Below are 22731 nucleotides of genomic sequence, written 5' to 3'. Positions count from 1 at the left end.
TAATGATTTTCAAGCCTGACTTAAACCAAGCTCGTGCAGTTGCATGTTGATTATTTTAAGCGCAGCCAAGACCGCAGCAAAAACCTGGTTGGAATGTACAGCGCGGGTTTTGCGTAATTCGCCGTCGCAATTCCAGGTGATGACGCACTCGGTTAAGGCGCTGGTATGTCCGCCTTTGGGGATACGTATTTCAAAATCGGCCAGGGCGGGCAGGGTGTAGTTATGCTGTTCCATCACTTTATTAATGGCATCGACGAACGCATCAAAGCCGCCGTTGCCGGAGCCTGAAGCAATATGCGTCGTGCCGATTACTTTGACCCGCAGGCTGGCGGTCGATTCCAAATCGAGGCCGCTGGTGATCGAGCAATTGAGCAGCTTGATGTGCTGGTAATTCTTGCTCTCCAGTACGTCGGCAATGATAAAGGGCAGGTCGTCGGTGGTGATGGTCTGTTTCGAATCGCCTAGGCTGACGATGCGGGCCAGCACTTTTTTCTGGTTTTCTTCGGATAGATCCAGTTCCAGCATTTCCAGGTTTTTTTTCAGCGACGCTTTACCGCTCATTTTGCCCAATGCATAGCTTCGGGTACGGGAGAAGCGTTCCGGGCCTAATTTGGTTTTGTACAGTCCGCCTTTTTGGTCGCCGTCGGCATGGATGCCTGCGGTCTGGGTGAAAACATCGGCACCGACTATCGGCGCATTGGCGGCGATACGTTTGCCGGAAAAGTTTTCGACCATTGCGCTGATGCGGACGATATGGCTTTCATCGATAGATAGTTGCATGTTCATTTTATCGCGCAATACAACGGCTACTTCAGCCATTGAGGCGTTGCCTGCGCGTTCGCCGAGGCAATTAACGGTGCAATGGATGGCATTTACCCCGGCGCGAACTGCGGCCATTACATTGGCGGTAGCCAATCCGTAATCGTTGTGCGGATGAAAATCGAATTGCAGCTTCGGATAGCGGTTGCACATGTCGCTGAAGCTTGACAATACTTCGTCAGGCGACAAAACGCCGAGGGTATCGGGCAGCATGAAATGGCTGATGCCGGAATGCTGTAAGTTATCCATCAAGCCGTAAACATAGTCCGGGTCATCGTGATAACCGTTCGACCAGTCTTCCAGGTAGACGTTGACTTTCAGGCCTTTTTCCAGCGCGTAGTTGACGGTTTGCAATACGTCTTCGGTATGTTGTGCGAGTGTTTTGCCCAGCTGTACGCGGCAATGCTTCTCGCTGCCTTTGATCAGCAGGTTGATTACTTCGCCGCCGGTTTCCAGTATCCAGTCAACGCTGCGCGTGTGATCGACAAAGCCCAGGACTTCAACGCGTCCGGCAAAGCCTTCCTGTTTCGCCCACTCATTAATGCTAGTGACCGCTTCTTTTTCGCCTTGAGAGACACGGGCGGAGGCGACCTCAATCCTGTCCACCCGTAGCGACTGCAGCAAGGCTTTAGCGATGCTGACTTTTTCTACGGGGGTGAACGAAACGCCTTGGGTTTGTTCGCCATCACGCAAAGTGGTGTCCATCAGCTGGATGTGTCTGGAATCGGTGGACATGATTGTCGCCTGTGTTCTCGATGTAAGCGGATTGATTAATATTTTGTTGGGTTAGACTACGCTAACTCGACCTACATGGTTAGAAGATTATTCATCCTCTGGATTCATGCCGAATATGTCATGAATTTCTCTGTGACAATTTGGGCACAGCGCAATAGTATTTTCCACCGCGTCAATACCATTCTTTGAAAGAGGTATCATGTGATGAACTTCAAGGAATGGCTCATTATTAGAGCGTTTGCGGAATGGAGCAGGGTGCTTGCATTTTCCACATATACCTTTGGCTAAATTCCGACATTGGATCACTACATCACGTCTTCGAGCGTACCGTGTTACGTTACTTTGAGTTTTTTCAGGAGGCTCTGTAGCGTTGTTGTTAATTTTGGATTGTATCTGGTCATCGGATAATTCAAAAGCCCGTGCTACAGTTTGTTTAAAGTCACCATCTACAGATTTAAAGCCTGCATATTTCTGAGAATGTTGGTTTAAAAAATCAGATATTGCCACTAAGTCGTGTTTGGTTCTAACCTCAAATCGAGGGCTATCTTTTTCTGTTCCAAATTTTACAATAGCAGCCCCAACCTGACCACAAACGGAAACATACCCACTATCTTTATAGTTGAAACGATACTGAGCAGGATTACTCTTACCTATGTTGACGTACCCATCATTATCTCCCGAATATTTCGAGCATAAAAAACCAACGGCTATATCGAATTGGGCCTTAGCATTAGGATGATGATCAAACCACGCTTGTGCTTGAGGTCTATCTAATAGGTTTCGAGATCGTTCTTCTGACATGTATTAACCTATATAAGCAGCGCGTAGAGGGATAAGCCAACGCGCAAATCCCAGCTACTTACGAATCTAAGCCCAAAGCCAAGGAAAGTTTTGCTTATGCTGTTGCTCGTACTGCGTGATCTTATCGACATGCTTTAAGGTCAAGCCGATGTCATCCAAGCCGCTTAATAGGTTGCCTTTGCGGAACGGGTCGATTTCAAAGCTGAAGCTGTTGCCTCCGGGTGTGGTTACCTGCTGGTTTTCAAGATCTACGACAAAACGCACGCCTTCGTTGGCGGCAATCTCGGCCATCAATTTGTCCAGCTGATCTTTATCGACTTTGATTGCCAGGATGCCGTTTTTAAAACAGTTGTTATAAAAAATATCGGCATAGCTGGTGGAAATAATGGTGTTAAAACCATAGTCGGCAATCGCCCAAGGCGCGTGTTCGCGTGATGAGCCGCAACCGAAGTTGTCGCCGACCACCAGGATTTTAGCGCCTTTGAATGCAGGCTTGTTCAGCTCGAACTCCACGTTATCGCTGCCGTCGTCATTAAAACGCCAATCGTGAAACAGGTGCTGACCAAAGCCGCTACGTTCAACTTTTTTTAAGAACTGCTTGGGGATAATCTGGTCGGTATCAACATTGCTGCGATTCATCAATGCTGCAATACTTTCATGTTTTTTGTACGGTTCCATAATTCTTTCCGATCTTAAAGTTTGCGAATATCGACAAAATGGCCTGCCGCCGCTGCGGCCGCAGCCATTGCAGGCGAAACCAAATGCGTGCGTCCGCCTTTACCCTGACGGCCTTCAAAATTGCGGTTTGAAGTCGATGCGCTACGTTGGCCTTTGGTCAGTTCGTCGCCATTCATCGCCAGACACATCGAGCATCCTGGGTCGCGCCATTCCCAACCGGCATCGATGAAGATTTTATCCAGTCCTTCATCTTCAGCTTGTTGCTTGACGTGATAAGAGCCGGGGACGGCAATCGCGGTAACGCCATTGGCAACTTTGGTGCCTTTTGCGACTTCGGCGGCAATCCGGAAATCTTCTATACGGCCATTGGTGCAAGAGCCGATAAAAACCAAATCAACGGGGATGTCGGTTATTTTGGTGTTTGGCGTCAGGCCCATGTAGGCCAGTGCGCTTTCGCAAGCTTTGCGTTTGATTTCGTCGGTAAAGCTTTCCGGCGCAGGCACGAGACCATCGACCCCAACCACTTGTTCCGGTGACGTTCCCCAAGAAACTTGCGGCGCAATATCGGCTGCATCCAACGTGACGGTTGCATCAAATTCCGCACCCTCATCGCTGGGCAGGCTTTTCCAGTAAGCTAATGCCTGATTCCAATACTGACCGGAGGGAGCGAACTCGCGACCTTTAAGGTATTCGTAAGTTTTTTCATCAGGAGCGACCAATCCGGCTCTGGCTCCAGCTTCAATCGCCATGTTGCACAGCGTCATCCGGCCTTCCATTGACAGGTCCCTGATTGCCGAACCGGTATATTCGATTACATAGCCGGTGCCGCCCGCAGTGCCGATCTTGCCGGTAATCGCCAGCGCAATATCTTTTGCCGACGCGTATTTGGATAATGCGCCATTGACCACGACCTGCATGGTTTTGGATTTTTTCTGCGGTAAGGTCTGGGTCGCCATCACATGCTCAACCTCGGAAGTGCCGATGCCGAATGCCAGCGCGCCGAAAGCACCATGCGTTGCGGTATGGCTGTCGCCGCAAACCACTACCATGCCGGGATGAACAAAGCCATGCTCAGGTACAACAACGTGAATCACACCGTTATTCGGGTTTTTCATATCGTACAGGTTCAGGCCGTTTTCGCGGCAGTTTTCAGCCATGGTTTCGATCTGTTTTTTAGCAATAGGATCGGCAATAGGCAGGTCGCGGTTTTTGGTCGGTACGCAATGATCCATCGTGGCAAGAATGCTGTGCGGATTGCGCACCTTGCGGCCCGACAAACGCAGGCCTTCAAAGGCCTGTGGGCTGGTGACTTCATGCATCAAATGCCGATCAACATAAAGCAAAGGAGCTTGCCCTGCCTCATCGACGACAAGGTGGCTGTCCCAGATTTTTTCATACATGGTCTTTTTCATAGCGTATTCCAAAGCGTGCATAGCGGCTCTAAGTCGAGCGTATGGCGTGTTACGGGGTCAATCAAAGCATAGTAAGACTATGCGTAACTGCATATTATCCCCTAAAAGAGATGTAATTTGCAATTTGGCAGAAATACTCTCGTATCAGAAGGTATTTACTAAGATGAGGGGTTGTATTAAAAAAATCAAGCGGTCTTTTGAGGTGGAATTGTTTTCCACAAACAAAAAAAACGCCCCATTGAGGGGCGTTTTTTGGCGTGCTTTGGATGAGCGGCTGTAGAAAGCCGCCCGTCTTTTTACAAGCTGTAGTACATATCGTATTCAGCTGGATGCGTGCTCATGCGAACACGAGTTACTTCTTCCATTTTTAATGCAATAAAGCCATCAATAGCGTCATCAGTGAAAACACCGCCGCGTGTCAGGAATTCACGATCATTGTCCAGAGCGTCTAATGCTTGGTCAAAAGAGTGGCAGACTTGCGGGATGTTTTTCGCTTCTTCCGCAGGTAAGTCGTACAAATCTTTATCCATAGCATCGCCAGGATGGATTTTGTTTTGAATACCGTCCAAGCCGGCCATCATCATGGCTGAGAATGCTAGATAAGGGTTTGCAGTTGAGTCAGGGAAACGTACTTCGATACGACGGCCTTTTGGGTTGTTAACAAAAGGAATACGGATAGAAGCTGAACGGTTACGTGCTGAGTAAGCCAACATAACAGGTGCTTCAAAGCCTGGGACCAGACGTTTGTAACTGTTAGTTGATGAGTTTGTAAAAGCATTCAATGCTTTAGCGTGTTTGATGATGCCGCCGATGTAGAACAGTGCAGTTTCAGACAGGCCGCCGTACAAGTCGCCTGTAAACAGGTTAACGCCGTCTTTAGCTAAAGATTGGTGTACGTGCATACCGCTGCCGTTGTCGCCAACCAGTGGTTTTGGCATGAAAGTCGCTGTTTTACCGTATGCGTGTGCAATGTTAGCAACGACATATTTCAATTCCAGAACTTCGTCGGCTTTTTTAACCAATGTGTTGAATTTTACGCCGATTTCGCATTGACCGGCAGTTGCAACTTCGTGATGGTGAACTTCAGTTACTTGGCCCATTTCTTCCAGCGTCAAGCACATTGCTGAACGCATGTCTTGGAAAGAATCAACTGGAGGCACGGGGAAATAGCCGCCTTTAACGCCTGGACGGTGACCGGTGTTGCCGTCTGGATAGACTTTTTCTGAGTTCCAACCCGCTTCTTCTGAATCGACTTTGTAGAAAGAGCCGCTCATGTCAGTGCCCCAACGGACATCGTCAAAAATGAAGAATTCGTTCTCAGGACCGAAAAATGCTGTGTCTGCAATGCCGGTTGATTTTAGGTAGGCTTCTGCGCGTTTAGCGATAGAGCGTGGGTCGCGTTCGTAACCTTGCATGTTTTTAGGTTCGATAATGTCGCAACGCAAGATCAGTGTGTTGTCATCAAAGAATGGATCCATAACTGCGGTAGATGGATCAGGCATTAAGATCATGTCTGATTCATTGATGTGTTTCCAGCCTGCAACTGAAGAACCGTCAAACATGTTGCCTTCTTCAAACGTATCTTCATCAATAGAATGGGCAGGAAATGTTACATGTTGTTCTTTACCGCGGGTGTCACAAAAACGAAAATCGACGAATTTTACGTCGTTTTCTTTAATCAATTTAAGTACTTTTGCTGCAGACATTTATTTCGTCTCCTGAGATGAGTTATATGGGATCAGCGTTTATGCCAAACGATGTAACGATACCATTTTTTTTGATGGATTAGCCACTAAAAAAACGAGGCGGAATAAACAGTGTTTTAAAAGCGAGAGGGGGCATGTTTTATGATGCCCAATTATGGTGCTATAGTGGCTCGACTCGCCCAAAGTTTGTGCGGATTATTTCTAGTTTGTTGTGTTAACTACATGATTAGGCGTACATTTAAATTATTTTTTATTTCTAATAAGTCTCTCAACCGATTGAAATTTAATGAAATAAATTTAGTGTGCTTGGGGTTTGTTATCTGGTGATCTATCGCGAAAATGTAGTTGGCATTTTACTTGCTTTTGGTTTTTTAGGAGGCATTTTGCTTTAAGTTTAATCAATTCTTAAGGATTTAATTATGAAAAACCATCTAAACAACAATCGTTTTAAACTAAAGCCGGTGGCTTTAGGAATAGCGCTGGTTTCTGTTTTTGGTGTGGCACAGGCGAAGAGTCTAACTGAAGCCAGCACTTTGCTTGAAACGGTAGGTGATCCTAACGAAAGCCAGTTCATGAAAAATCTTGGATTGAAAATCGGTGGCTGGGCTAACGCCGGAGTCACCTACAACGCGGCAAGCCCTGATAATAATTTCAATGGGCCGGTTACCTTCGGTGATCGTTCTGCCGAATTCCAGTTAAATCAATTAAATATATTCGTACAACGTGCCGTAGCAGCAGAAGGCAACGCATGGGATTTCGGCGGACGTTTTGATGCGATGTTCGGTACGGATTCTATTTTTACCCAAGCTTATGGTGTTCCCGCATTTGATGTGAATACCGGGCAGCCTTTGAACCGGAACCATTGGGATCTTAATATGATCAACGGCAATGATAACCGCTTTTACGATATCGCACTGCCCCAGGCCTATGCCGAGGCTTATGCACCTATCGGCAATGGCTTGAATATCAAGGCCGGTCACTTCTATACGCCAATCGGCTACGAGACAGTTCCTGCGCCTGATAACTTTTTCTATACCCATGCTTACACCATGCAATATGGCGAACCGTTCACCCATACCGGCGTGATGGGAAATTATACGGTTGATAAAAACTGGGCCGTCATGGGCGGTGCCACTACCGGCAGTGCTACCGGCGGTTGGGATGGCGGTTTTGACAAACAGCTGGGTAACTGGGGCGGCTTGGCAGGTGCTACCTGGACCAGCGACGACAAGGATACTTCAGCCAATATCAGTGGTACCTACGGCGGCACATCGGAACACAGCAGCCAATCCTGGGGGCTATACAGTATGGTGTTGAAGCATAATATCACGGCTAAAACCCATCTGGTTTTGCAACATGATCATGGTTATGCCAATGGCGTTCTGACTTCTGTTCCGAATGTCGATGCCGAATGGTATGGCATCAACTCTCATTTAACTTACGATATTAAAGATAACCTGACCGCGGGTGTTCGGGCTGAATGGTTCCGCGATCAAAACGGTTTCAGGGTTTGCTCTCCTGGTCGCGTCGCTGCAGCAACCAATGGTGCGGGCAGTAGTTTTGCCGCGGCCGGTAATTTTACCTCTACCTGTAATGCCGGCAATGGCGCCAGTTACTATGGAATTACCGCGGGTGTGAACTGGAAGCCGATGAAATGGCTGAATATTCGCCCAAATGTCCGCTATGACTGGGTTGATGGCAGAAATGCTGCCACAGGCGGTCAGTACCGTCCTTTCGGTAATAACAAGCAGGATCAATTTCTGTTCTCTACCGATTTCGGAGTCAATTTCTAACGCAGTTTGATGGGAACGGCTTAAGTAGGTGGCGATGCTTTTCTGCATCCCTACTTAAGCTTGAGATCACGCTGGATATTAAATTTATACAAGAGGCTCAAATGAAACTAATAACTGCTGTTGTTAAACCCTTTAAGCTCGACGATGTTCGCGAAGCGCTTTCGGATATAGGGGTTTCCGGAGTAACCGTGACTGAAGTAAAAGGTTTCGGTCGTCAAAAGGGACATACCGAGCTTTATCGCGGCGCTGAATATGTGGTTGATTTTTTACCCAAAGCCAAAATTGAAGTAGCAGTGGCTGATAACATGCTGGAACAGGCTGTAGAGGCTATTACCAAAGCGGCCAATACCAGCAAAATAGGTGACGGTAAAATTTTTGTAACCAATTTAGAGCAGGTTGTCCGGATTCGTACCGGGGAAACAGGCGAAGAAGCGCTTTAATATTTAAGGGGGAACTATGAAACAACTTTTAACTACCTTTGTCTTGTTTGCCTTGCTGGGTTATGCGGGATTTTCTTTGGCCGAAACTGCGGTTCCGGTCCCACCTGCAGCTAACAAAGGCGATACCGCGTGGATGATAGTCGCGACTGTGCTGGTTATCCTGATGGTTATTCCCGGTTTGGCATTGTTCTATGGTGGTATGGTACGTGCCAAGAATATGCTGTCCATGTTGATGCAAGTGTTTGTGATTTTCTCGATGATGGCTATCTTGTGGGCGATTTACGGTTACAGTATCGCATTTACTGAGGGGAGCGCGTTTTTTGGCGGACTTAGCAAGATGTTTCTTAAAGGCATCACGCCGGATTCGCTTGCAGCCACTTTCAGTAAGGGTGTTTATGTGCCCGAGTATATTTATGTCGCATTTCAGCTGACTTTTGCGGCCATTACTCCGGCACTGATCGTTGGAGCTTTCGCCGAGCGTGTTAAGTTTTCGGCAGTATTGTTGTTCATGTTCATTTGGTTTACTTTCTCTTACCTGCCGATGGCGCACATGGTTTGGTATTGGGCTGGCCCTGATGCTTATACTGATGCATCGGCAGCTGAAGCGGCCGGGGCAACGGCGGGATTTTTGTTCCAAAAAGGTGCATTGGATTTTGCCGGTGGTACGGTTGTGCACATCAATGCAGGTATTGCCGGTTTAATAGGCTGTTTGATGATAGGCAAGCGCATCGGTTTCAAAAAGGAATCGCTTGCACCGCATAGTGTAACTATGACCATGATTGGCGCTTCTTTATTATGGGTTGGCTGGTTTGGTTTTAATGTCGGCTCCAATCTGGAAGCTAACGGACTTGCCGCTTTAGTCTTTGTAAATACTTTATTGGCCAGTGCTGCCGCTACGCTTGCATGGGTAGGCGCAGAATGGTTGTTCCGCGGCAAACCCAGTATGTTGGGCGGTGCTTCCGGTGCAGTTGCAGGGCTTGTAGCCATTACGCCTGCATGTGGCTGGTCCGGTCCTATGGGGGCTATTTTCTTAGGGTTAGTTGCCGGCGCGGTTTGTTTCTGGGCCGTTACTATGCTGAAAGGCGCGCTGGGTTATGACGACTCTCTCGATGCTTTTGGCGTTCACGGTATTGGTGGCATTATCGGTGCATTGGGTACCGGCATTGTTGCAAGTCCGTCGCTGGGCGGCACCGGCGTTTGGGATTATGTTGCCAACGGCGTGGCTGAATACAATATGATCGGTCAAGTCACTAGCCAAGCATGGGGAGTTGGAGTCTGTATCGTCTGGTCAGCTGTAGTATCCTTTATTGCTTACAAAATCGTGGATATGGTAATCGGACTTCGGGTTAGCGAAGAGGTCGAGCGCGAAGGACTTGATGTTTCCGAGCATGGCGAAACTGCGTATCATATTTAATTTGATATAAAAGTAAGTCTTTCGAGAAAACGGGCGCTCAATGCGCCCGTTTTTGCGTTTGAAGAAAAGTAATAATGCAGAAAAAAAACATATCAGATCGTGTTTTTAAACGGCCTATTAATTGTATGTTGATTGATAATTCACTATGATTGCAGCCGATGTTACCAACACTTTTTGCTATCTAACTGAGAGAAAATATGAAATTAATAACAGCGATCATTAAACCGTTCAAGATGGACGATGTCAGAGAAGCATTATCTGAAATTGGGGTTGCAGGCGTTACCGCAACAGAAGTGAAAGGCTTCGGTCGTCAGAAAGGTCATACCGAGTTGTATAGAGGGGCCGAGTATGTAGTCGATTTTTTGCCTAAAGTTAAACTTGAAATCGCCGTTTCCGATGATGTGGTGGATAAAGCTGTCGAAACTATTGTTAATGCGGCCAATACTGGGAAAATCGGTGATGGAAAAATATTTGTATCCAATTTGGAACAGGTGATTCGTATTAGAACGGGTGAAACCGGAGAAGATGCCATTTAAGGCGCAAGGAAAGAAATGTTGTTAAAAATAATAAATAGAAGGCTGGTTTTAGGCTTCATGCTGTTCCCTGATCTTGCTTTTGCAGATCAATTAAATCAAGCCAATACGGCTTGGGTTTTAACATCGACCGCTCTGGTTTTGTTTATGACAATACCGGGGTTGTCGTTATTTTATGGCGGATTGGTTAGAAGCAAAAATGTTCTGTCGATATTGATGCAGTGCTTTGCGATTGCCTGTCTGGTTTCAATTCTCTGGCTGGCCGGAGTTTACAGTTTTGTTTTCGCTGACGGCGGAGAGCTGCAAAAGCTGATCGGCGGTGCTTCTAAAGCTTTTCTGCCTGACATAGGCGTGGCGTCAATGAAAGGCGATATCCCTGAAACAGTGTTCTTCATGTTTCAGATGACCTTTGCGATTATTACACCGGCGCTGATCGTCGGCGGTTTTGCCGAGCGGATGAAATTTTCGGCGATGCTCTGGTTTAGCGGTTTATGGTTGATCATGGTATATCTGCCGATCTGTCATTGGATGTGGGGCGGCGGCTGGCTGGCTGACTTGGGCGCGATGGATTTTGCCGGAGGTATCGTCATCCATGTTAATGCCGGTGTTGCGGCGTTGGTGGCGGCGTTGGTATTGGGCAAAAGAAGAGGTTTTCCCAGCACGGCCATGCCTCCGCATAATATGACCATGGTAGTTACCGGAGCAGGTATGTTGTGGGTCGGTTGGTTCGGGTTTAATGCCGGTAGTGCGTTGACCTCAGACGGACGCGCCGGAATGGCGATGCTGGTGACCCATATCGGTGCAGCTTCAGGCGCTTTAACCTGGATGTTCATAGAATGGAAACGTTTTAGCAAACCCAGCGTATTGGGTATTGTCACAGGCATGGTCGCAGGCCTGGGCACTATCACCCCGGCTTCCGGCTTTGTCGGCCCTTTCGGTGCATTGGTGATTGGCGTTACCGCCGGTACTGTATGTTTTTACGCTACTCAATATGTAAAACGCACACTGAAAATCGATGATTCTCTGGACGTATTTTCTGTGCATGGCGTAGGCGGCGTGACAGGCTCATTGTTGACCGGCGTTTTTGCGGCAAGCGGGCTCGGCGGTCTTGGTTTGGCTGAGGGTGTTTCAATCATGGAACAAGTCAGCATTCAGGCCTTGGCGATCATCGTTACTGCAAGCTGGAGTGCATTGTTCAGCTATCTGATTTTGAAATTATTAGACAAATGGATAGGCTTGAGAGTGACTGCGGATGAAGAAGTGCAAGGACTGGATACTGTCCTGCACGAAGAGACTGGATATCTCGATTTGTAGGATGGGTCGAAAATCTCATGTGGTTAAAGAGGGCGGCTTCTCGGTAATCTGAGAGCCGCCTTTTTTGTTGATAGTGGTTTGATTAAACTTCGGTTATCCTTGTTTTTCCTTTGGCGCAGTCACATTCGTATCGATATCTATACGAACAATAAGAAGGTAAAGGTGCCGGGTCTTGGCGCATGATCAGTATATAATGGTTGTAAATTAAAGCGGATCAGGTCAATGGATTTTATGAAAATTCGACACATACCCTCTAAAATAAAAATAGCTGTTCTTATAGTGAGCAGTCTTTTTGGCATCTATGCCATGCTGGGTTTTTATTTGTTACCGATGCTGGTCAAATCGAAATTGCCGACACTTATCCAGCAGGAAACCGGCAGAAAGGCATCTGTTGCAAAAGTCAGGTTCGATCCATTTTCGTTAAAGTTAAGTTTACAGGGATTTGAACTTCAACAACCCGATGGTCAGCTGTTTTCCGGGTTCGAAGATTTTTTTCTCGATATCAATGCGTTGCAATCCATTAGCCAAAAGGCATTGGTTATTGACGATATGTGGTTACGCAAACCGGTTGTCCGTATTGCCAAACACCAAGATGGGACCTTCAATTTTAAGGATCTGATTAAGGACAAAAACGAAGCTAAACAGGGTGGCGGTAAAATATTTCCAGTAAATATCGTAAAACTGTCGATAGCCGAAGGGAAACTGGATTGGGAAGATGCGCATTTTAAAAATCCCGAAAAGGAGACTGTTTACCCGATAAATATCAATATTGAAAATTTCACGACCCAAGCAGACAACCCGGCCAATTTCGACTTAACCCTCGAATTGAATTCGGGCGGCAAGTTGGATTGGCAAGGCACCATAGACGTCAATTCGCTGTCTTCATCAGGACATATCAAACTGGATGACGTAAAGCTATCAAGAATTCGGGCGCTGGCTTTTCAGGATTTTGTGCAGTTGGATCTTCAAGGTTATGAGCTGTTCGAGGCTGATTACAAGGCCGCTTATAAGGACAATAAAGTTAATGTTAGCGTTAATCAGGGTAAGTTTGCACTGCACGATTTTCAGGCATCAGCAACACAGGATAAAGCACTGGTTAAAATGATTAAGTTGTCCGTACAAGGAATCGGTTTTAATCTCGAAAATCATGAACTGACAATCGAATCTGTTTCTGCAAATGATGCTGATTTTAAAGCATGGTTGAATGTAGAAGGCGTGGTCAATTATGAATTCTTATTGCCGGTAGCAAAAACTGAAGAAAGTCCTGTTGAGCCAACGGAACCCACATCGTGGAATATCAATATCAACAACATCGCACTGAATAATTGCGGGCTTACTTTTGAAGACCAGACGCTAAAAAAGCCTGTCACCATGACCGCCAAGCCTATCAATTTCAAGCTGACCAATTTCAACAATAAACCCGGTGCGAGTTTGCCTTTTCAGCTCAGTGTCGGGTTTAATCAAAAAGGCTTGATAAAACTTGACGGTAACGCCGTTATTCAACCTTTGTCCGCTCAGATAGCTGTCGATGTCAAAGATATTGCTCTGGAAAATTTCCAGGCTTATGTCGATAAATTTGCTAGGCTGGATGTTATAGACGGAGCGCTGGCTGTTGGCGGCAAGGTTTTGGTTGCAAAATCAGCACAGGATACACTGGGCGTCAAGTTTACCGGAAATGCCCAAGTTACCAATTTTTTAACCCGTGATCAGTTGAAAAATAAGGACTTGGTAAAATGGGAGAGTCTGGCGCTTAGCGGAATCGATGTGGATTTATCGACCAATCAATACAGTGCTGAGACATTGTTGATTAATAAGCCTTATGTCAGAGTCGTCATCAAAAAAGACAAGACGGTCAATTTCGTCGACATTATAGTTGCCGAGAAAAGTGCGGAAAAAAACAAACAGGAAACGGGATCAGTAAAAACCGCCAAAAACACACAGACGGAAGCGCAGCAGCCTAAATTTAAACTGGGCAAGCTCCAAGTCGTTGACGGGTCTTCCGATTTTTCCGACTTTTCCCTGATTTTGCCGTTTGCCGCGCCGATCAAAAGCCTGGATGGCGGAGCAAGCGATATTTCCTCGGAGCGAAAATCTACGGTCAAGGTTGACTTGAAAGGAAATGCCTACGATCTGGCACCCGTCGATATCAAGGGTGAAATCAGCCCTTATCTGGGTGATTATGACGTCAAACTGAATTTTACCGGTATGCCGATGCCGCTGATTTCACCTTATATGGTGCAATTTGCCGGTTATAAAGTTGAGAGCGGAAAAATGTCGCTGGAGCTAAATTATAAAGTTGTCGATAAAGTACTGACGGCATCCAATAATATTTTGATTGACCGCTTTGAGCTGGGCGAGAAAGTTGAAAACCCCAATGCCGTGTCATTGCCTTTGGAACTGGCGGTCGCTTTGATGAAGGATTCCGACGGTAAAATAAGAATGAATGTACCGATTACCGGCAGCCTGGAAGATCCTAAATTCAGTATAAGCAACATCGTTGTTGACGCGTTAGTTAATGCGATAAGCAAAGTGATCACTTCGCCTTTTCGTGCGCTAGCCTCACTGATAGGCAGTGAAGAGGATTTAAGTACTATCAGCTTTCCTGCGGGCAATGCGGAATTGAATCAACAGCAAATCAATAAACTGGACGACTTGGCCAAGGCGCTAAAAGAGCGTCCTGTCTTAAAGTTGGAAATTAAAGGCGCTTCTTTTCAGGAACAGGATTGGCCTGAAATTAGCGACGACGCTTTATATGATCAGCTTAAAAGAATGAAAGCCGCCGAAATTAATAAGCAAGGCGGCAAAAAAACGCGTCCGGAGTATGTTGTGATTTCTGACCAGGATTACAGGCGTTTAATGGAACAATTATTTGTTGAAAAGTTTCCGCTGATGGTGGAAAAACCGTTGCTGGGTAAACTACGTCTGATAGGCAGTAAAGCTGATACTGACACTGACGAGTTTTATGCCGTCGCCAAGCAGAAGCTGTCGGCCATTATTGCGCCGGAACAACAGCGATTAAAGACATTGGCAGCAGAAAGAGCCCAGGCTATTGCACGATATATTGTGCAAAAAGGCGGTATAGCCAATGACCGGGTGTTTATACTGGATACGGTGATTGATCCGAAAAGAGAAGGGAGCGAAATTGCCAGCTTGTTGTCTTTAAAGGCGGATTGATTCATTAGAATACGGCGGTCAATCCGCGATAAACACGAAAATATACCGGTCAATCTTTCTTGAATGTTTTTGTGCTTTTTGGGGGCGATTGATTTTGCCGATTATGCTATTTCAGTATCCGTCAGATAGCAGCCGGGATCTTCAGCCCAAAAATTTCCGGTAGTTTGCTCGGCCCTGACCCGGGTGTTGCCATTGCAGATTTCTTGATAATGGCATCGTGCGCAACGGCCTTCGAGCGGTCTGGGGTGTTGCTTAAGACCCGCCATTAATGGATCGGCCGTATCCATCCATATTTCCGAAAAGGGCCGTTCTTTGACATTGCCCAGTTCATAATGCCACCAGAACGTGTCGGGGTGCACATTACCCAGATTATCGATATTGGCGACATTAACGCCGGAGGCATTGCCTCCCCATTGTTCCAGTTTAGCTTTGATATGTTCGACCTTATCGGGAAAATACCGGGCTACCCAGTGCAAAAAATAAACCGCATCGGCATCGTTATTGCCGGTGACAAACTCCCGGTCTTTGCCGGTCTTCAGCCAGTCGTAGCTGGTTTCAAACAGCAAATCCATCGCGGTTCTGGTCATTGAAAAATGGGCGTCGTCTTTACGGTTTTTATTGCCTCGCCCGCCGTAATTCAAATGCGATAAATAAAATTTGTCGATGTTGTGATCATCCATTAATTGCAACAACGCCGGAAAGTCATGGGCGTTATCCTGAGTTAAGGTAAAACGCAGGCCGACTTTGATGCCTTTCTCCAGGCACAGGTGGATGCCGTGCAAAGCCTGGTCGAAAGAGCCTTGCACACGTCGGAACTGGTCGTGAGTATCTTTGATGCCGTCCAGGCTGACGCCGATATATTGATAATTTATGCTTGCGATTTCGTCGATATTATCTGCGGAAATTTTAGTGCCGTTGGTCGATAGCGCGACATAAAAACCCATGTCTTTGGCGTGGCGGGAAATAGCGAAGATGTCGGGATGCAGTAACGGTTCGCCGCCGGATAAAATCAGCACCGGCACTTTAAAAGCTTTCAGGTCATCCATGACCGTATAGATTTCTGGTGTGCTCAGTTCGTTGGGGAAATTAATATCGGTGGATGTCGTATAGCAATGCTTGCAAGTCAGATTGCAGCGGCGGATCAGGTTCCAGATCACCACCGGTGCAGCTGGTTTGCGGGACGGCTTTAAAGGTGTCGGGTCTATCAATTCCCGCATGTATTGGCTTAGTCTAAACATAGTCAGTATCCTAATCAGTTACGGATTGATTGTCGTTGGATTTTCTGATGCTCGGCAACCGCTCTCCTGCATCCGTGTAGTTGTACGAAAACCGGTTTTTTTCAGGATTTTTGTACTGTATAAAACATCACTGCCTAAATTGTTGTCGCCTAGCAGATCATAAATCTGTCGAATCTGTTTGTCGACTTCTTCCTGGCTTTTGCCATGCACCATTGCAAACAAGTTGTAGGGCCATTCGGGCAAATGCCGCGGGCGATGATAACAATGACTGACAAATTCCAATTGACCGACTTTTTGCCCCAGTTCGTCAATGGTTTCATCAGGGACATTCCAAACGGTCATGCCGTTAAAACGATAGCCTAATCTATAGTGGTTGGGGACTGCGCCGATGCGGCGAATGATGCCGCTGTTTTGCATAGCTGACATTCGCAGCATCACATCATCCGTCGTCAGGCCAAGTTGTTCTGCAAGAGTTTGATAAGGCTGAGGCGTTAACGGTAAACCGGCTTGGGTTGCCTGGATGATTTTACGGTCTGTTTCGTCGAGGTCGATCATGATCAGGCTTCCAGCTTCAGGCTGACAAAGTACTCTTTGTTTTTCGGCATGTTGTAGACGGTCAAACCGGTTTGTTGTTCTATTTCGTTAATGGTCTGCTGAATTTGTTCAGGTGTTTGGGTTGCAAGCACAAACCACATATTCAGCTCATGGTTACGTGCATAATTATGGGCGACTTCAGGAAAACTATTAATGATTTCGGTAATCTCATCAAAGCGCTCGATGGGCGCTTTAACGGCCGCCAGCGTCAAAGCGCCGCCCATTTGTTCGGCATTATACAAAGGGCCGAAACGGGTGAGGGTGCCGTTATCCAACAGCGCTTTTAATCGGATTATCAAATTCTGTTCGGTTAGCCCCAGGTGCGACGCGACTTGTCGATAAGGCGCGTCGCAGATCGGAAAGCCGTCTTGCAGGGCATTGATAATTTGTTTGTCTATTTCATCCATCAGCTAAAGCGGGGGTAGGGTTTTGATAAATGGCGCCGCGTTGTTTAAAACAGCGGAGGCTGAACAGGGCTTCCTTGTCAAAGCCGTTTAAGCCGCAAGCGTCAACGAGCTGTTCCAGTTGGGCCAATACGGTGGCGCGGTCTTTGCCGTGAATCATACAGTACAGGTTATATGGCCATTCCGGCTGTCGGGGGCGTTGGTAACATAGAGTTACAAATGAAAACCGGCTGATATGTCCGCCCAGTTGTTTAACAAGACTATCCGGCACATTCCAGACAATCATCGCATTGGCGCGGTAACCCAGTTGCCGGTGTTTGACGATAACGCCCATCCGTTTGATCAAGCCTTGTTGTTTAAGCCGGGTTAAGCGTTCGATCACCTCGGCTTCGGGCATGTCGCAAAGCCGACCGATTTCGGCATAAGGGCTGGCGCAAATCGGCAACCCGAACTGAATATGCTCAAGCAGTTGACGGTCTCTGGCATCAATCATTATTCAAGTCCAACTTAAAGCCTAAATCTATGAAAAAATCATCCAGCATCGGCAGTTGCATGGTTTTGTATGATGTTTCCTGTTCTATTGAATCGATAACGGCAAGTAAGTGTTCGGCATCGGAAGCGATGACCACAAACCAGAGATTAAACCGGTGTTCGCGTTCGTAATTATGATTGACTTCGGGGTAAGCGCTGATTTTATCGGCAACAGCTTGGAGCTGCTGTTCGGGCACGGACATGGCAAGCAGTGCGCTGACGCCGATATGATTGGGCGGAATAACCGGCCCTATGCGGCTGATAAAATTGTTGTCGTTCAGCTCGGTAAATGCCGATAAAACATCGTCTTCGTTGACACCCAGAGCATCGGCAATATCCTGATAAGGCCGGGCAGCTATCGGGAAGTCGCGCTGATAGTCGTTTAGTAGCTGTTTATGTAGGGACGTCAACATAATATTAAAAACCGATTTTGTGCGCACGCGAACTAAAGAAAATACCGTTGGGTTGATTGGCGGGTAGGCGGGTAATCTCCTGCAAGGTTTCGGTGTCGTAAATCGCCACCTGGTTATCGTCTCTTACCGCAACCCAGACTTGTTCGCCGCGCGGAGTGAATTCCATATGTAGAACGGCTTTTCCCGGCGACAAGGTTTTACTGAGGGACAGGTCTTTGACGTCAATAATCTGTAATTGATTATTATCGGGAAAGGCGAAGTTAACCCAGACTTGCCGCGCATCGGGCCGGGCCATCACAAAAACCGGTTGTCCGGCGACCGGTATGGTTTGAACCAGTTCCCAAGTGTTTTTGTCGATGACCAGAACTTTGTGCTGACCTATCGCAGGAGCAAACACATAATCACCGGCTACCGCCCAGCCTTCAAGATGCGGCATTTTATAAACGGGTAACTTTTCATCGTCTTTACCGTAACCGGGCAATATTCGTTTAACTCCGGCATCAAGATTCCATAAGTCCAGCAGCGCCAGTCCGGGTTCGCCAAATAAACCGGCGATGTAATAGTGTCCATCCGGTGACATTAACGCGTCGTAAGGTTGTTTTCCGATGTTCGGGAATTTTTTAATGATAGGCGCTTTGGGATTTTTAAAGTCGGCGATCCAGATTTCACCGGCATCGAACAGGGAAAATACAAAGCGCTGTCCGGGGGCATCGACTAAACCGACCACTTTAGAACGCAGTCCTTCGCCATAGTTGGAAGGAATGTCGGCAACCAGTTCCAGCGTGTCTGACGAAAAAACTTTAACGCCGCCAGGGGTGTAGTTGGACACGGCGATTAATTTACCGTCTTGGGAAATGGCCCCGCCGATGCTATTGCCGGCCTGGATGATGCGTTTGTCGATTACGTCCTTAAGCATATCGATTTTGGTTAAGCCGCCGTCCCGACCGAAAACATAGGCGTAACGCTGATCGCGGGAGAAAACGACGGAAGCGTGGGACAAGTCGCCGAGTTTTTCGATTTTGGCTAAGCGTTTATGTTCGGTGGTGTTAATGATCAGTGCATTGCCGTTTTCCCGTTCGATGACGATGCCTAAATCGCCTGTGGCGCGTAGGTCTGCGATGGCGTTGAAAGAGAATAATAAGGCTAGAAGGGAAAATAGTTTGGTCATGGTTATAGTTTCAGCGCGTAGTTAAGTCTATTTGTTGCAGGATTACGGCCTACTGAACTTAAAGCCGGAAGGAAAAAATAATTTAGTGCAAAGGCGTATGTTTAGGAGGTGGTGGTATGTAATGATTATCTAAATCCTTGTCGACTTTTACAGCGATGCTTTCAATACCTTTAAGCGTTAGCTTTTCATCGCCACCTTTGGTTTCTGATATGTAGTTGCCGATTAATTGCCCATCTTTAACTCTGATTAAGTGACCCATAATATAGGCAAATAAAAAGCTGGGCTTGTGCAGCCGGCCAACCAATACATAATCCGCGTTTGCGGATCTACCAAGCTCTGCTGCGATATCGTCATGGTCAAATAAATATCCGAAACCGCTGTTAGCGCCATGTTGGATGGCTAAGTCAATTGAAATAATCTTATAGCCTGCGCTTTTAAGTTCCTTTTCCAGTAAGGGCTTTAGGCTTGCTGTTCTATTTATTTCAGTGGTCGTCCTGGGCATTAGTGTCAAATCATTGAGCTCAAAATCCAAAATGGCAATGCTTGTTTCTGCATTTACTTGAGTAACTGAAAGAGCGATCAACAATAAAAAACAATAAGTTTTCATTTGACTGTTTTATTTAAGGCTTTATTTCGGATTTACGTAATATCCCAACCAACCAAGCCGCCTCATCCCGATTCATAAATGGCTTCCAAGGCGGCATGGCGGTTCCTTTACGTCCGTTAAGAATGGTTGAAATTAAAAAGTCATCGGGTTTCCCTGCCAATGCTTCTGGTAACAGGGCAGGGCCAAGGCCGCCTTTTAAGGTTAAGCCGTGGCACGCTCCGCAATCATGATTGAGCATGTTGCGGAGTGCATTTTGCCGCTCCGGTGGCGGCTCGCCGGCTAAGCTGGTTGTAGCCAAAACAGCAGAAATGACCAGCATTAAAAGCGGCAGTTTTTTCATGGCGGTTACGGTTTTAACCTGGCATAGTACATCGCGACATTATTAATATCGTCATCGCTTAAAGAACCGGCGATAGCATTCATCATGTCGGATTTACGGGTTTTATCCCGGTACTGTTTAAGCGCTGTTTTCAAGTATTCCAGGTCGCGTCCGGCCAGTGGAGGAAAAGGCGCATCGGCTGAAGGTGTCCTAATGCCGTGACATTGCGAACAAACCGCCGCCGCTTTTGCCTCTCCTGCATATATACTCGCTGCATTTACGCTTTGGGCCGACAGCAAGCCCAGTATCAACGATCCTGTAAGAGTCGTTAGTTTCATCATTTTGCCCCTTTCATTTCGTCAGGAGAAAGACCGCGAGTCATGTATCTGACGCGGCCGTGAGAAAATATACCGGCCGGGCTTTCCATAGCTACGGAGGCGACTTTTTGCAGGGAAGAAGAATCATATACGACGACTTCATCGCCGCTGTAACCGGCGCTGACATACAGGAATTTACCGTCGGCGCTGTATTCAGGGAAATAAGCATGTCCGCCTACATCCAGGGTTTTAACGACTTCCAGGGTAAGCTTGTCGATCAGTTGGACGGTGCGGGCGCGACGGTCTTTAGAAATAATGTCTACCGCGACATAAGGTGCATTGGCATGAGCGGCCGGGGATTCTGTGCCGCCGGCAACCGGAATCTGCTTGACTACTTCCATTTTGTCCAGATCCCAAACGCTGACCACCATTTTGTCGCAATCACCGAAGTTGGTGCCGAAACCGAGTGTGCGACCATCGACTTCAACAGCAGCGCCGCCGCCAACATGAGGCACGCAACCGGCATTCAGTTTTTTGATGATTTTGCGGTCTTTTAAATCAATCGCAGCAACGATGCTGTCGTCATAAGAAGCAACCATAAGTTTACTGCCGCCGTGGGTCAGGAAGGCATCATGCAAATGGCGGCCGACTTTTTCGATTTTAGTGACCGGGAAGCCTTCTTTTAAATCCACCACCCAAACTTGACCGGCGTTTTCCAGGGCAATTGCGAAAATATCGTCAAACGGTGTGCCGATAATCATGCCTGAATCGGAAGAGACCATTTTACCGTCCGGATCAATGCCTTCAAGTTCAAAGGTTTTTAGTGGCTCCAAGGTGTTGGCATCAAGAATGACGGCGTTATGCGGTACATAAGACCCGGCCATGATGTATTTGCCGTCACGGGAGACGCCCAGTCCAGGTCCGTTGAATCCGGTTTTGACGCTTCGCACGGCTTGCATGGAATACAAGTCGACTTTAAAAATTTCCGCAGTATCGGTTTTTACATAAGCCCAGCGTGGGTTGGCGGGGTTGTAGTCAATAATATGCGCGGCAGTGCCGGTAGCCACTTCGCCGATTTGTTTGTGAGTAGTGCTGTTGATGAAAACCGCTTTGGAACCTGAACCGCGCCCGTATTTGCCGCGAGCCGCCACACCGATAACGTCGTCCATGCTGTTGATTGCATAGGTAGGTTTTGTGGGTAGTGTGCTTTCATCTTTAACATAGACTTTTATCGACGCCTTGATATCGTCAATCGTCCAGGCTGGATTGGCCTGTTTTGGCGTGGTTTGTAAATGTTTAACCAAGCCGCGAATTTCGTCGTCCGATAAACGACCGAAGAACGGAGGCATTAAGGTATCGAAGCTTCCGGTCATAATCAAGCTGCGTAAAGCTGTAGGACTGCGGCCTTTCAGGCTATCGGAATTCAACCCTGGAGCAATAAACCCGCCATAGTCTGAGCCGTGGCAGCTGGCGCAATTGTCTTCGTATAATTGATGCGTGTTTTTGGATGTATCGGAGGTCGCCTGCGCTCCAAAAGGCAAAAGGATGGCGGCTAAACCGATAAAAACTGACTTGGGTAAACGTTTTTTTGTTAGATTCATTATGTTGGACTCCAATGTAGTATTGAATCAATATTATCGTGAATGGTTTAAAAGCTCAAGTTTGATTTTGATAGCTGTCTTTAATTTCAGTATTATTGGAACAGTAAGAAAATGAGGGAGGGCTGATTTTGACAGATAATTATTGTTGCTAAGGGCGAGAAAAAACTTATCATTTATGCAATTTGTTGTTATTTATCATAAAGTGCTTCTAGAGATAAATGTCTGGAATGGCTTGTAGCTTGATCTAATTATAGCGGTTAGTAAATTCAGCGTGAAAATGAGCCGTGCCGAACCCAAATGCAAATCGAAGGAGGCTTTCACGACGCCAAAAGCTAAAATTACAAGCTAGGTTTATTTAATGATAGCAGGATTCAAGCCGAGATCAGGGCGAATCTTTTCATTGATATCTGCTCTTATCATGCTTTGTACTTTTGTTCGTCGGTCTAAGCCTGAAGGCCCCTAAAAGATAAACAGTGGTTAATAACAGTTGAAAAGCACTCGCTGTGTTAGGTTATCTTTCTCGGCAAAATTATATGCTGTTGTGTTTCATTTACATTATTAGACGCTCGCATTTAGAAATGGTGCGGCTAATAATTCTTGAAAAGGCAGGAGTGTGTTTATGTCTTTCTGCATTATTTAATAATTTACAGATTCAAATAATCGCTTCTTGACGGCAGAGCGGAGAGCTGTATAATGCGCAGTTCTTTCAAAGCCTGGTCT

General features: G+C 46.8%; 21 protein-coding genes. 6 read left to right on the top strand and 15 right to left on the bottom strand.

Annotated elements, in window-relative coordinates; translation table 11 throughout:
• Nucleotides 1–9 precede the first annotated feature (9 nt).
• The 5 genes from V7051_RS19490 to glnA form a co-directional block, all read right to left on the bottom strand.
• Nucleotides 10–1554, bottom strand: a complete 1545-nt coding sequence (locus V7051_RS19490; protein WP_333873634.1) for an alpha-isopropylmalate synthase regulatory domain-containing protein — start codon at nucleotides 1552–1554, stop codon at nucleotides 10–12.
• Nucleotides 1555–1641: 87 nt separating this feature from the next.
• Entirely contained in the window at nucleotides 1642–2355 is a 714-nt protein-coding gene (locus tag V7051_RS19485) for an HNH endonuclease (protein WP_333873635.1), read from the bottom strand.
• Nucleotides 2356–2421: 66 nt separating this feature from the next.
• On the bottom strand, nucleotides 2422–3033 hold the full coding sequence (gene leuD, locus V7051_RS19480) for a 3-isopropylmalate dehydratase small subunit (protein WP_333873636.1): 612 nt from the start codon (nucleotides 3031–3033) through the stop codon (nucleotides 2422–2424).
• Between the two features lie 14 nt (nucleotides 3034–3047).
• Complete coding sequence (leuC, locus tag V7051_RS19475) at nucleotides 3048–4445, bottom strand: 3-isopropylmalate dehydratase large subunit (protein WP_333873637.1); 1398 nt, start codon at nucleotides 4443–4445, stop codon at nucleotides 3048–3050.
• 296 nt (nucleotides 4446–4741) lie between these two features.
• Nucleotides 4742–6151 (bottom strand): glutamate--ammonia ligase, encoded by a 1410-nt coding sequence (gene glnA, locus V7051_RS19470; protein ID WP_333873638.1) that lies wholly within the window; start codon nucleotides 6149–6151, stop codon nucleotides 4742–4744.
• Nucleotides 6152–6570: 419 nt separating this feature from the next.
• Here glnA and V7051_RS19465 point away from each other — a divergent pair, with 419 nt between their 5' ends.
• The 6 genes from V7051_RS19465 (at nucleotide 6571) to V7051_RS19440 (ending at nucleotide 14819) form a co-directional block, all read left to right on the top strand.
• On the top strand, nucleotides 6571–7944 hold the full coding sequence (locus V7051_RS19465) for a porin (RefSeq protein ID WP_333873639.1): 1374 nt from the start codon (nucleotides 6571–6573) through the stop codon (nucleotides 7942–7944).
• Nucleotides 7945–8045: 101 nt separating this feature from the next.
• Nucleotides 8046–8384, top strand: coding sequence for a P-II family nitrogen regulator (glnK, locus tag V7051_RS19460; RefSeq protein WP_006892406.1), 339 nt, complete (start codon nucleotides 8046–8048; stop codon nucleotides 8382–8384).
• Between the two features lie 16 nt (nucleotides 8385–8400).
• Entirely contained in the window at nucleotides 8401–9798 is a 1398-nt protein-coding gene (locus V7051_RS19455) for an ammonium transporter (RefSeq protein ID WP_333873640.1), read from the top strand.
• A gap of 197 nt (nucleotides 9799–9995) precedes the next feature.
• Nucleotides 9996–10334 carry a P-II family nitrogen regulator gene (locus tag V7051_RS19450; RefSeq protein WP_333873641.1) on the top strand — a complete coding sequence of 113 codons (339 nt, stop codon included), beginning with the start codon at nucleotides 9996–9998 and terminating at the stop codon, nucleotides 10332–10334.
• A 15-nt stretch (nucleotides 10335–10349) separates the two neighbouring features.
• Nucleotides 10350–11645 carry an ammonium transporter gene (locus V7051_RS19445; RefSeq protein WP_333873642.1) on the top strand — a complete coding sequence of 432 codons (1296 nt, stop codon included), beginning with the start codon at nucleotides 10350–10352 and terminating at the stop codon, nucleotides 11643–11645.
• Nucleotides 11646–11867: 222 nt separating this feature from the next.
• Nucleotides 11868–14819 (top strand): DUF748 domain-containing protein, encoded by a 2952-nt coding sequence (locus tag V7051_RS19440; RefSeq protein WP_442919731.1) that lies wholly within the window; start codon nucleotides 11868–11870, stop codon nucleotides 14817–14819.
• A gap of 101 nt (nucleotides 14820–14920) precedes the next feature.
• On the opposite strand, the gene nirJ is transcribed toward V7051_RS19440, so the two are convergent.
• From nirJ to V7051_RS19390, 10 genes are all read right to left on the bottom strand, one after another.
• Nucleotides 14921–16057 (bottom strand): heme d1 biosynthesis radical SAM protein NirJ, encoded by a 1137-nt coding sequence (gene nirJ / locus V7051_RS19435; RefSeq protein ID WP_333873644.1) that lies wholly within the window; start codon nucleotides 16055–16057, stop codon nucleotides 14921–14923.
• Between the two features lie 18 nt (nucleotides 16058–16075).
• Complete coding sequence (gene ahbB / locus V7051_RS19430) at nucleotides 16076–16612, bottom strand: siroheme decarboxylase subunit beta (RefSeq protein WP_333873645.1); 537 nt, start codon at nucleotides 16610–16612, stop codon at nucleotides 16076–16078.
• A 2-nt stretch (nucleotides 16613–16614) separates the two neighbouring features.
• Complete coding sequence (locus tag V7051_RS19425; protein WP_333873646.1) at nucleotides 16615–17058, bottom strand: Lrp/AsnC family transcriptional regulator; 444 nt, start codon at nucleotides 17056–17058, stop codon at nucleotides 16615–16617.
• The gene (gene ahbB / locus V7051_RS19420; protein ID WP_333873647.1) at nucleotides 17051–17548 is read right to left on the bottom strand and encodes a siroheme decarboxylase subunit beta; all 498 of its coding nucleotides are present in this window, start codon (nucleotides 17546–17548) and stop codon (nucleotides 17051–17053) included. Before ahbB (V7051_RS19420) ends, V7051_RS19425 begins: the two co-directional genes overlap by 8 nt.
• Nucleotides 17541–17999, bottom strand: coding sequence for an Lrp/AsnC family transcriptional regulator (locus V7051_RS19415; protein ID WP_333873648.1), 459 nt, complete (start codon nucleotides 17997–17999; stop codon nucleotides 17541–17543). The genes ahbB (V7051_RS19420) and V7051_RS19415 overlap by 8 nt, the downstream gene beginning before the upstream one ends.
• 4 nt (nucleotides 18000–18003) lie before the next feature.
• Nucleotides 18004–19167: a cytochrome D1 domain-containing protein gene (locus V7051_RS19410; RefSeq protein ID WP_333873649.1), complete on the bottom strand. Its 1164-nt coding sequence runs from the start codon at nucleotides 19165–19167 to the stop codon at nucleotides 18004–18006.
• Nucleotides 19168–19249: 82 nt separating this feature from the next.
• The gene (locus V7051_RS19405) at nucleotides 19250–19774 is read right to left on the bottom strand and encodes a DUF2380 domain-containing protein (protein WP_333873650.1); all 525 of its coding nucleotides are present in this window, start codon (nucleotides 19772–19774) and stop codon (nucleotides 19250–19252) included.
• Nucleotides 19775–19787: 13 nt separating this feature from the next.
• Nucleotides 19788–20114, bottom strand: a complete 327-nt coding sequence (locus V7051_RS19400) for a c-type cytochrome (protein WP_333873651.1) — start codon at nucleotides 20112–20114, stop codon at nucleotides 19788–19790.
• Between the two features lie 5 nt (nucleotides 20115–20119).
• A complete protein-coding gene (locus tag V7051_RS19395) occupies nucleotides 20120–20431 on the bottom strand; it encodes a c-type cytochrome (RefSeq protein ID WP_333873656.1) in 312 nt (103 codons plus the stop codon).
• A complete protein-coding gene (locus tag V7051_RS19390) occupies nucleotides 20431–22011 on the bottom strand; it encodes a cytochrome D1 domain-containing protein (RefSeq protein ID WP_333873652.1) in 1581 nt (526 codons plus the stop codon). Before V7051_RS19390 ends, V7051_RS19395 begins: the two co-directional genes overlap by 1 nt.
• Nucleotides 22012–22731 lie beyond the last annotated feature (720 nt).

This window comes from Methylobacter sp. (assembly GCF_036845245.1).
Lineage (GTDB): Bacteria > Pseudomonadota > Gammaproteobacteria > Methylococcales > Methylomonadaceae > Methylobacter_A.
This window is presented reverse-complemented; position numbering and strand designations above follow the sequence as displayed.

Excerpts from the sequence above, each read along its gene's own strand:
- nirJ (WP_333873644.1), bottom strand. The coding sequence starts at position 16,057 with ATGTTTAGACTAAGCCAATACATGCGGGAATTGATAGACCCGACACCT.
- V7051_RS19455 (WP_333873640.1), top strand. The coding sequence starts at position 8,401 with ATGAAACAACTTTTAACTACCTTTGTCTTGTTTGCCTTGCTGGGTTAT.
- V7051_RS19450 (WP_333873641.1), top strand. The coding sequence starts at position 9,996 with ATGAAATTAATAACAGCGATCATTAAACCGTTCAAGATGGACGATGTC.
- V7051_RS19465 (WP_333873639.1), top strand. The coding sequence starts at position 6,571 with ATGAAAAACCATCTAAACAACAATCGTTTTAAACTAAAGCCGGTGGCT.
- V7051_RS19490 (WP_333873634.1), bottom strand. The coding sequence starts at position 1,554 with ATGTCCACCGATTCCAGACACATCCAGCTGATGGACACCACTTTGCGT.
- V7051_RS19405 (WP_333873650.1), bottom strand. The coding sequence starts at position 19,774 with ATGAAAACTTATTGTTTTTTATTGTTGATCGCTCTTTCAGTTACTCAA.
- leuD (WP_333873636.1), bottom strand. The coding sequence starts at position 3,033 with ATGGAACCGTACAAAAAACATGAAAGTATTGCAGCATTGATGAATCGC.
- V7051_RS19425 (WP_333873646.1), bottom strand. The coding sequence starts at position 17,058 with ATGGATGAAATAGACAAACAAATTATCAATGCCCTGCAAGACGGCTTT.
- V7051_RS19445 (WP_333873642.1), top strand. The coding sequence starts at position 10,350 with ATGTTGTTAAAAATAATAAATAGAAGGCTGGTTTTAGGCTTCATGCTG.
- leuC (WP_333873637.1), bottom strand. The coding sequence starts at position 4,445 with ATGAAAAAGACCATGTATGAAAAAATCTGGGACAGCCACCTTGTCGTC.
- ahbB (WP_333873647.1), bottom strand. The coding sequence starts at position 17,548 with ATGATTGATGCCAGAGACCGTCAACTGCTTGAGCATATTCAGTTCGGG.
- glnA (WP_333873638.1), bottom strand. The coding sequence starts at position 6,151 with ATGTCTGCAGCAAAAGTACTTAAATTGATTAAAGAAAACGACGTAAAA.
- V7051_RS19400 (WP_333873651.1), bottom strand. The coding sequence starts at position 20,114 with ATGAAAAAACTGCCGCTTTTAATGCTGGTCATTTCTGCTGTTTTGGCT.
- V7051_RS19390 (WP_333873652.1), bottom strand. The coding sequence starts at position 22,011 with ATGAATCTAACAAAAAAACGTTTACCCAAGTCAGTTTTTATCGGTTTA.
- glnK (WP_006892406.1), top strand. The coding sequence starts at position 8,046 with ATGAAACTAATAACTGCTGTTGTTAAACCCTTTAAGCTCGACGATGTT.
- V7051_RS19410 (WP_333873649.1), bottom strand. The coding sequence starts at position 19,167 with ATGACCAAACTATTTTCCCTTCTAGCCTTATTATTCTCTTTCAACGCC.
- V7051_RS19440 (WP_442919731.1), top strand. The coding sequence starts at position 11,868 with ATGGATTTTATGAAAATTCGACACATACCCTCTAAAATAAAAATAGCT.
- ahbB (WP_333873645.1), bottom strand. The coding sequence starts at position 16,612 with ATGATCGACCTCGACGAAACAGACCGTAAAATCATCCAGGCAACCCAA.
- V7051_RS19485 (WP_333873635.1), bottom strand. The coding sequence starts at position 2,355 with ATGTCAGAAGAACGATCTCGAAACCTATTAGATAGACCTCAAGCACAA.
- V7051_RS19415 (WP_333873648.1), bottom strand. The coding sequence starts at position 17,999 with ATGTTGACGTCCCTACATAAACAGCTACTAAACGACTATCAGCGCGAC.
- V7051_RS19395 (WP_333873656.1), bottom strand. The coding sequence starts at position 20,431 with ATGAAACTAACGACTCTTACAGGATCGTTGATACTGGGCTTGCTGTCG.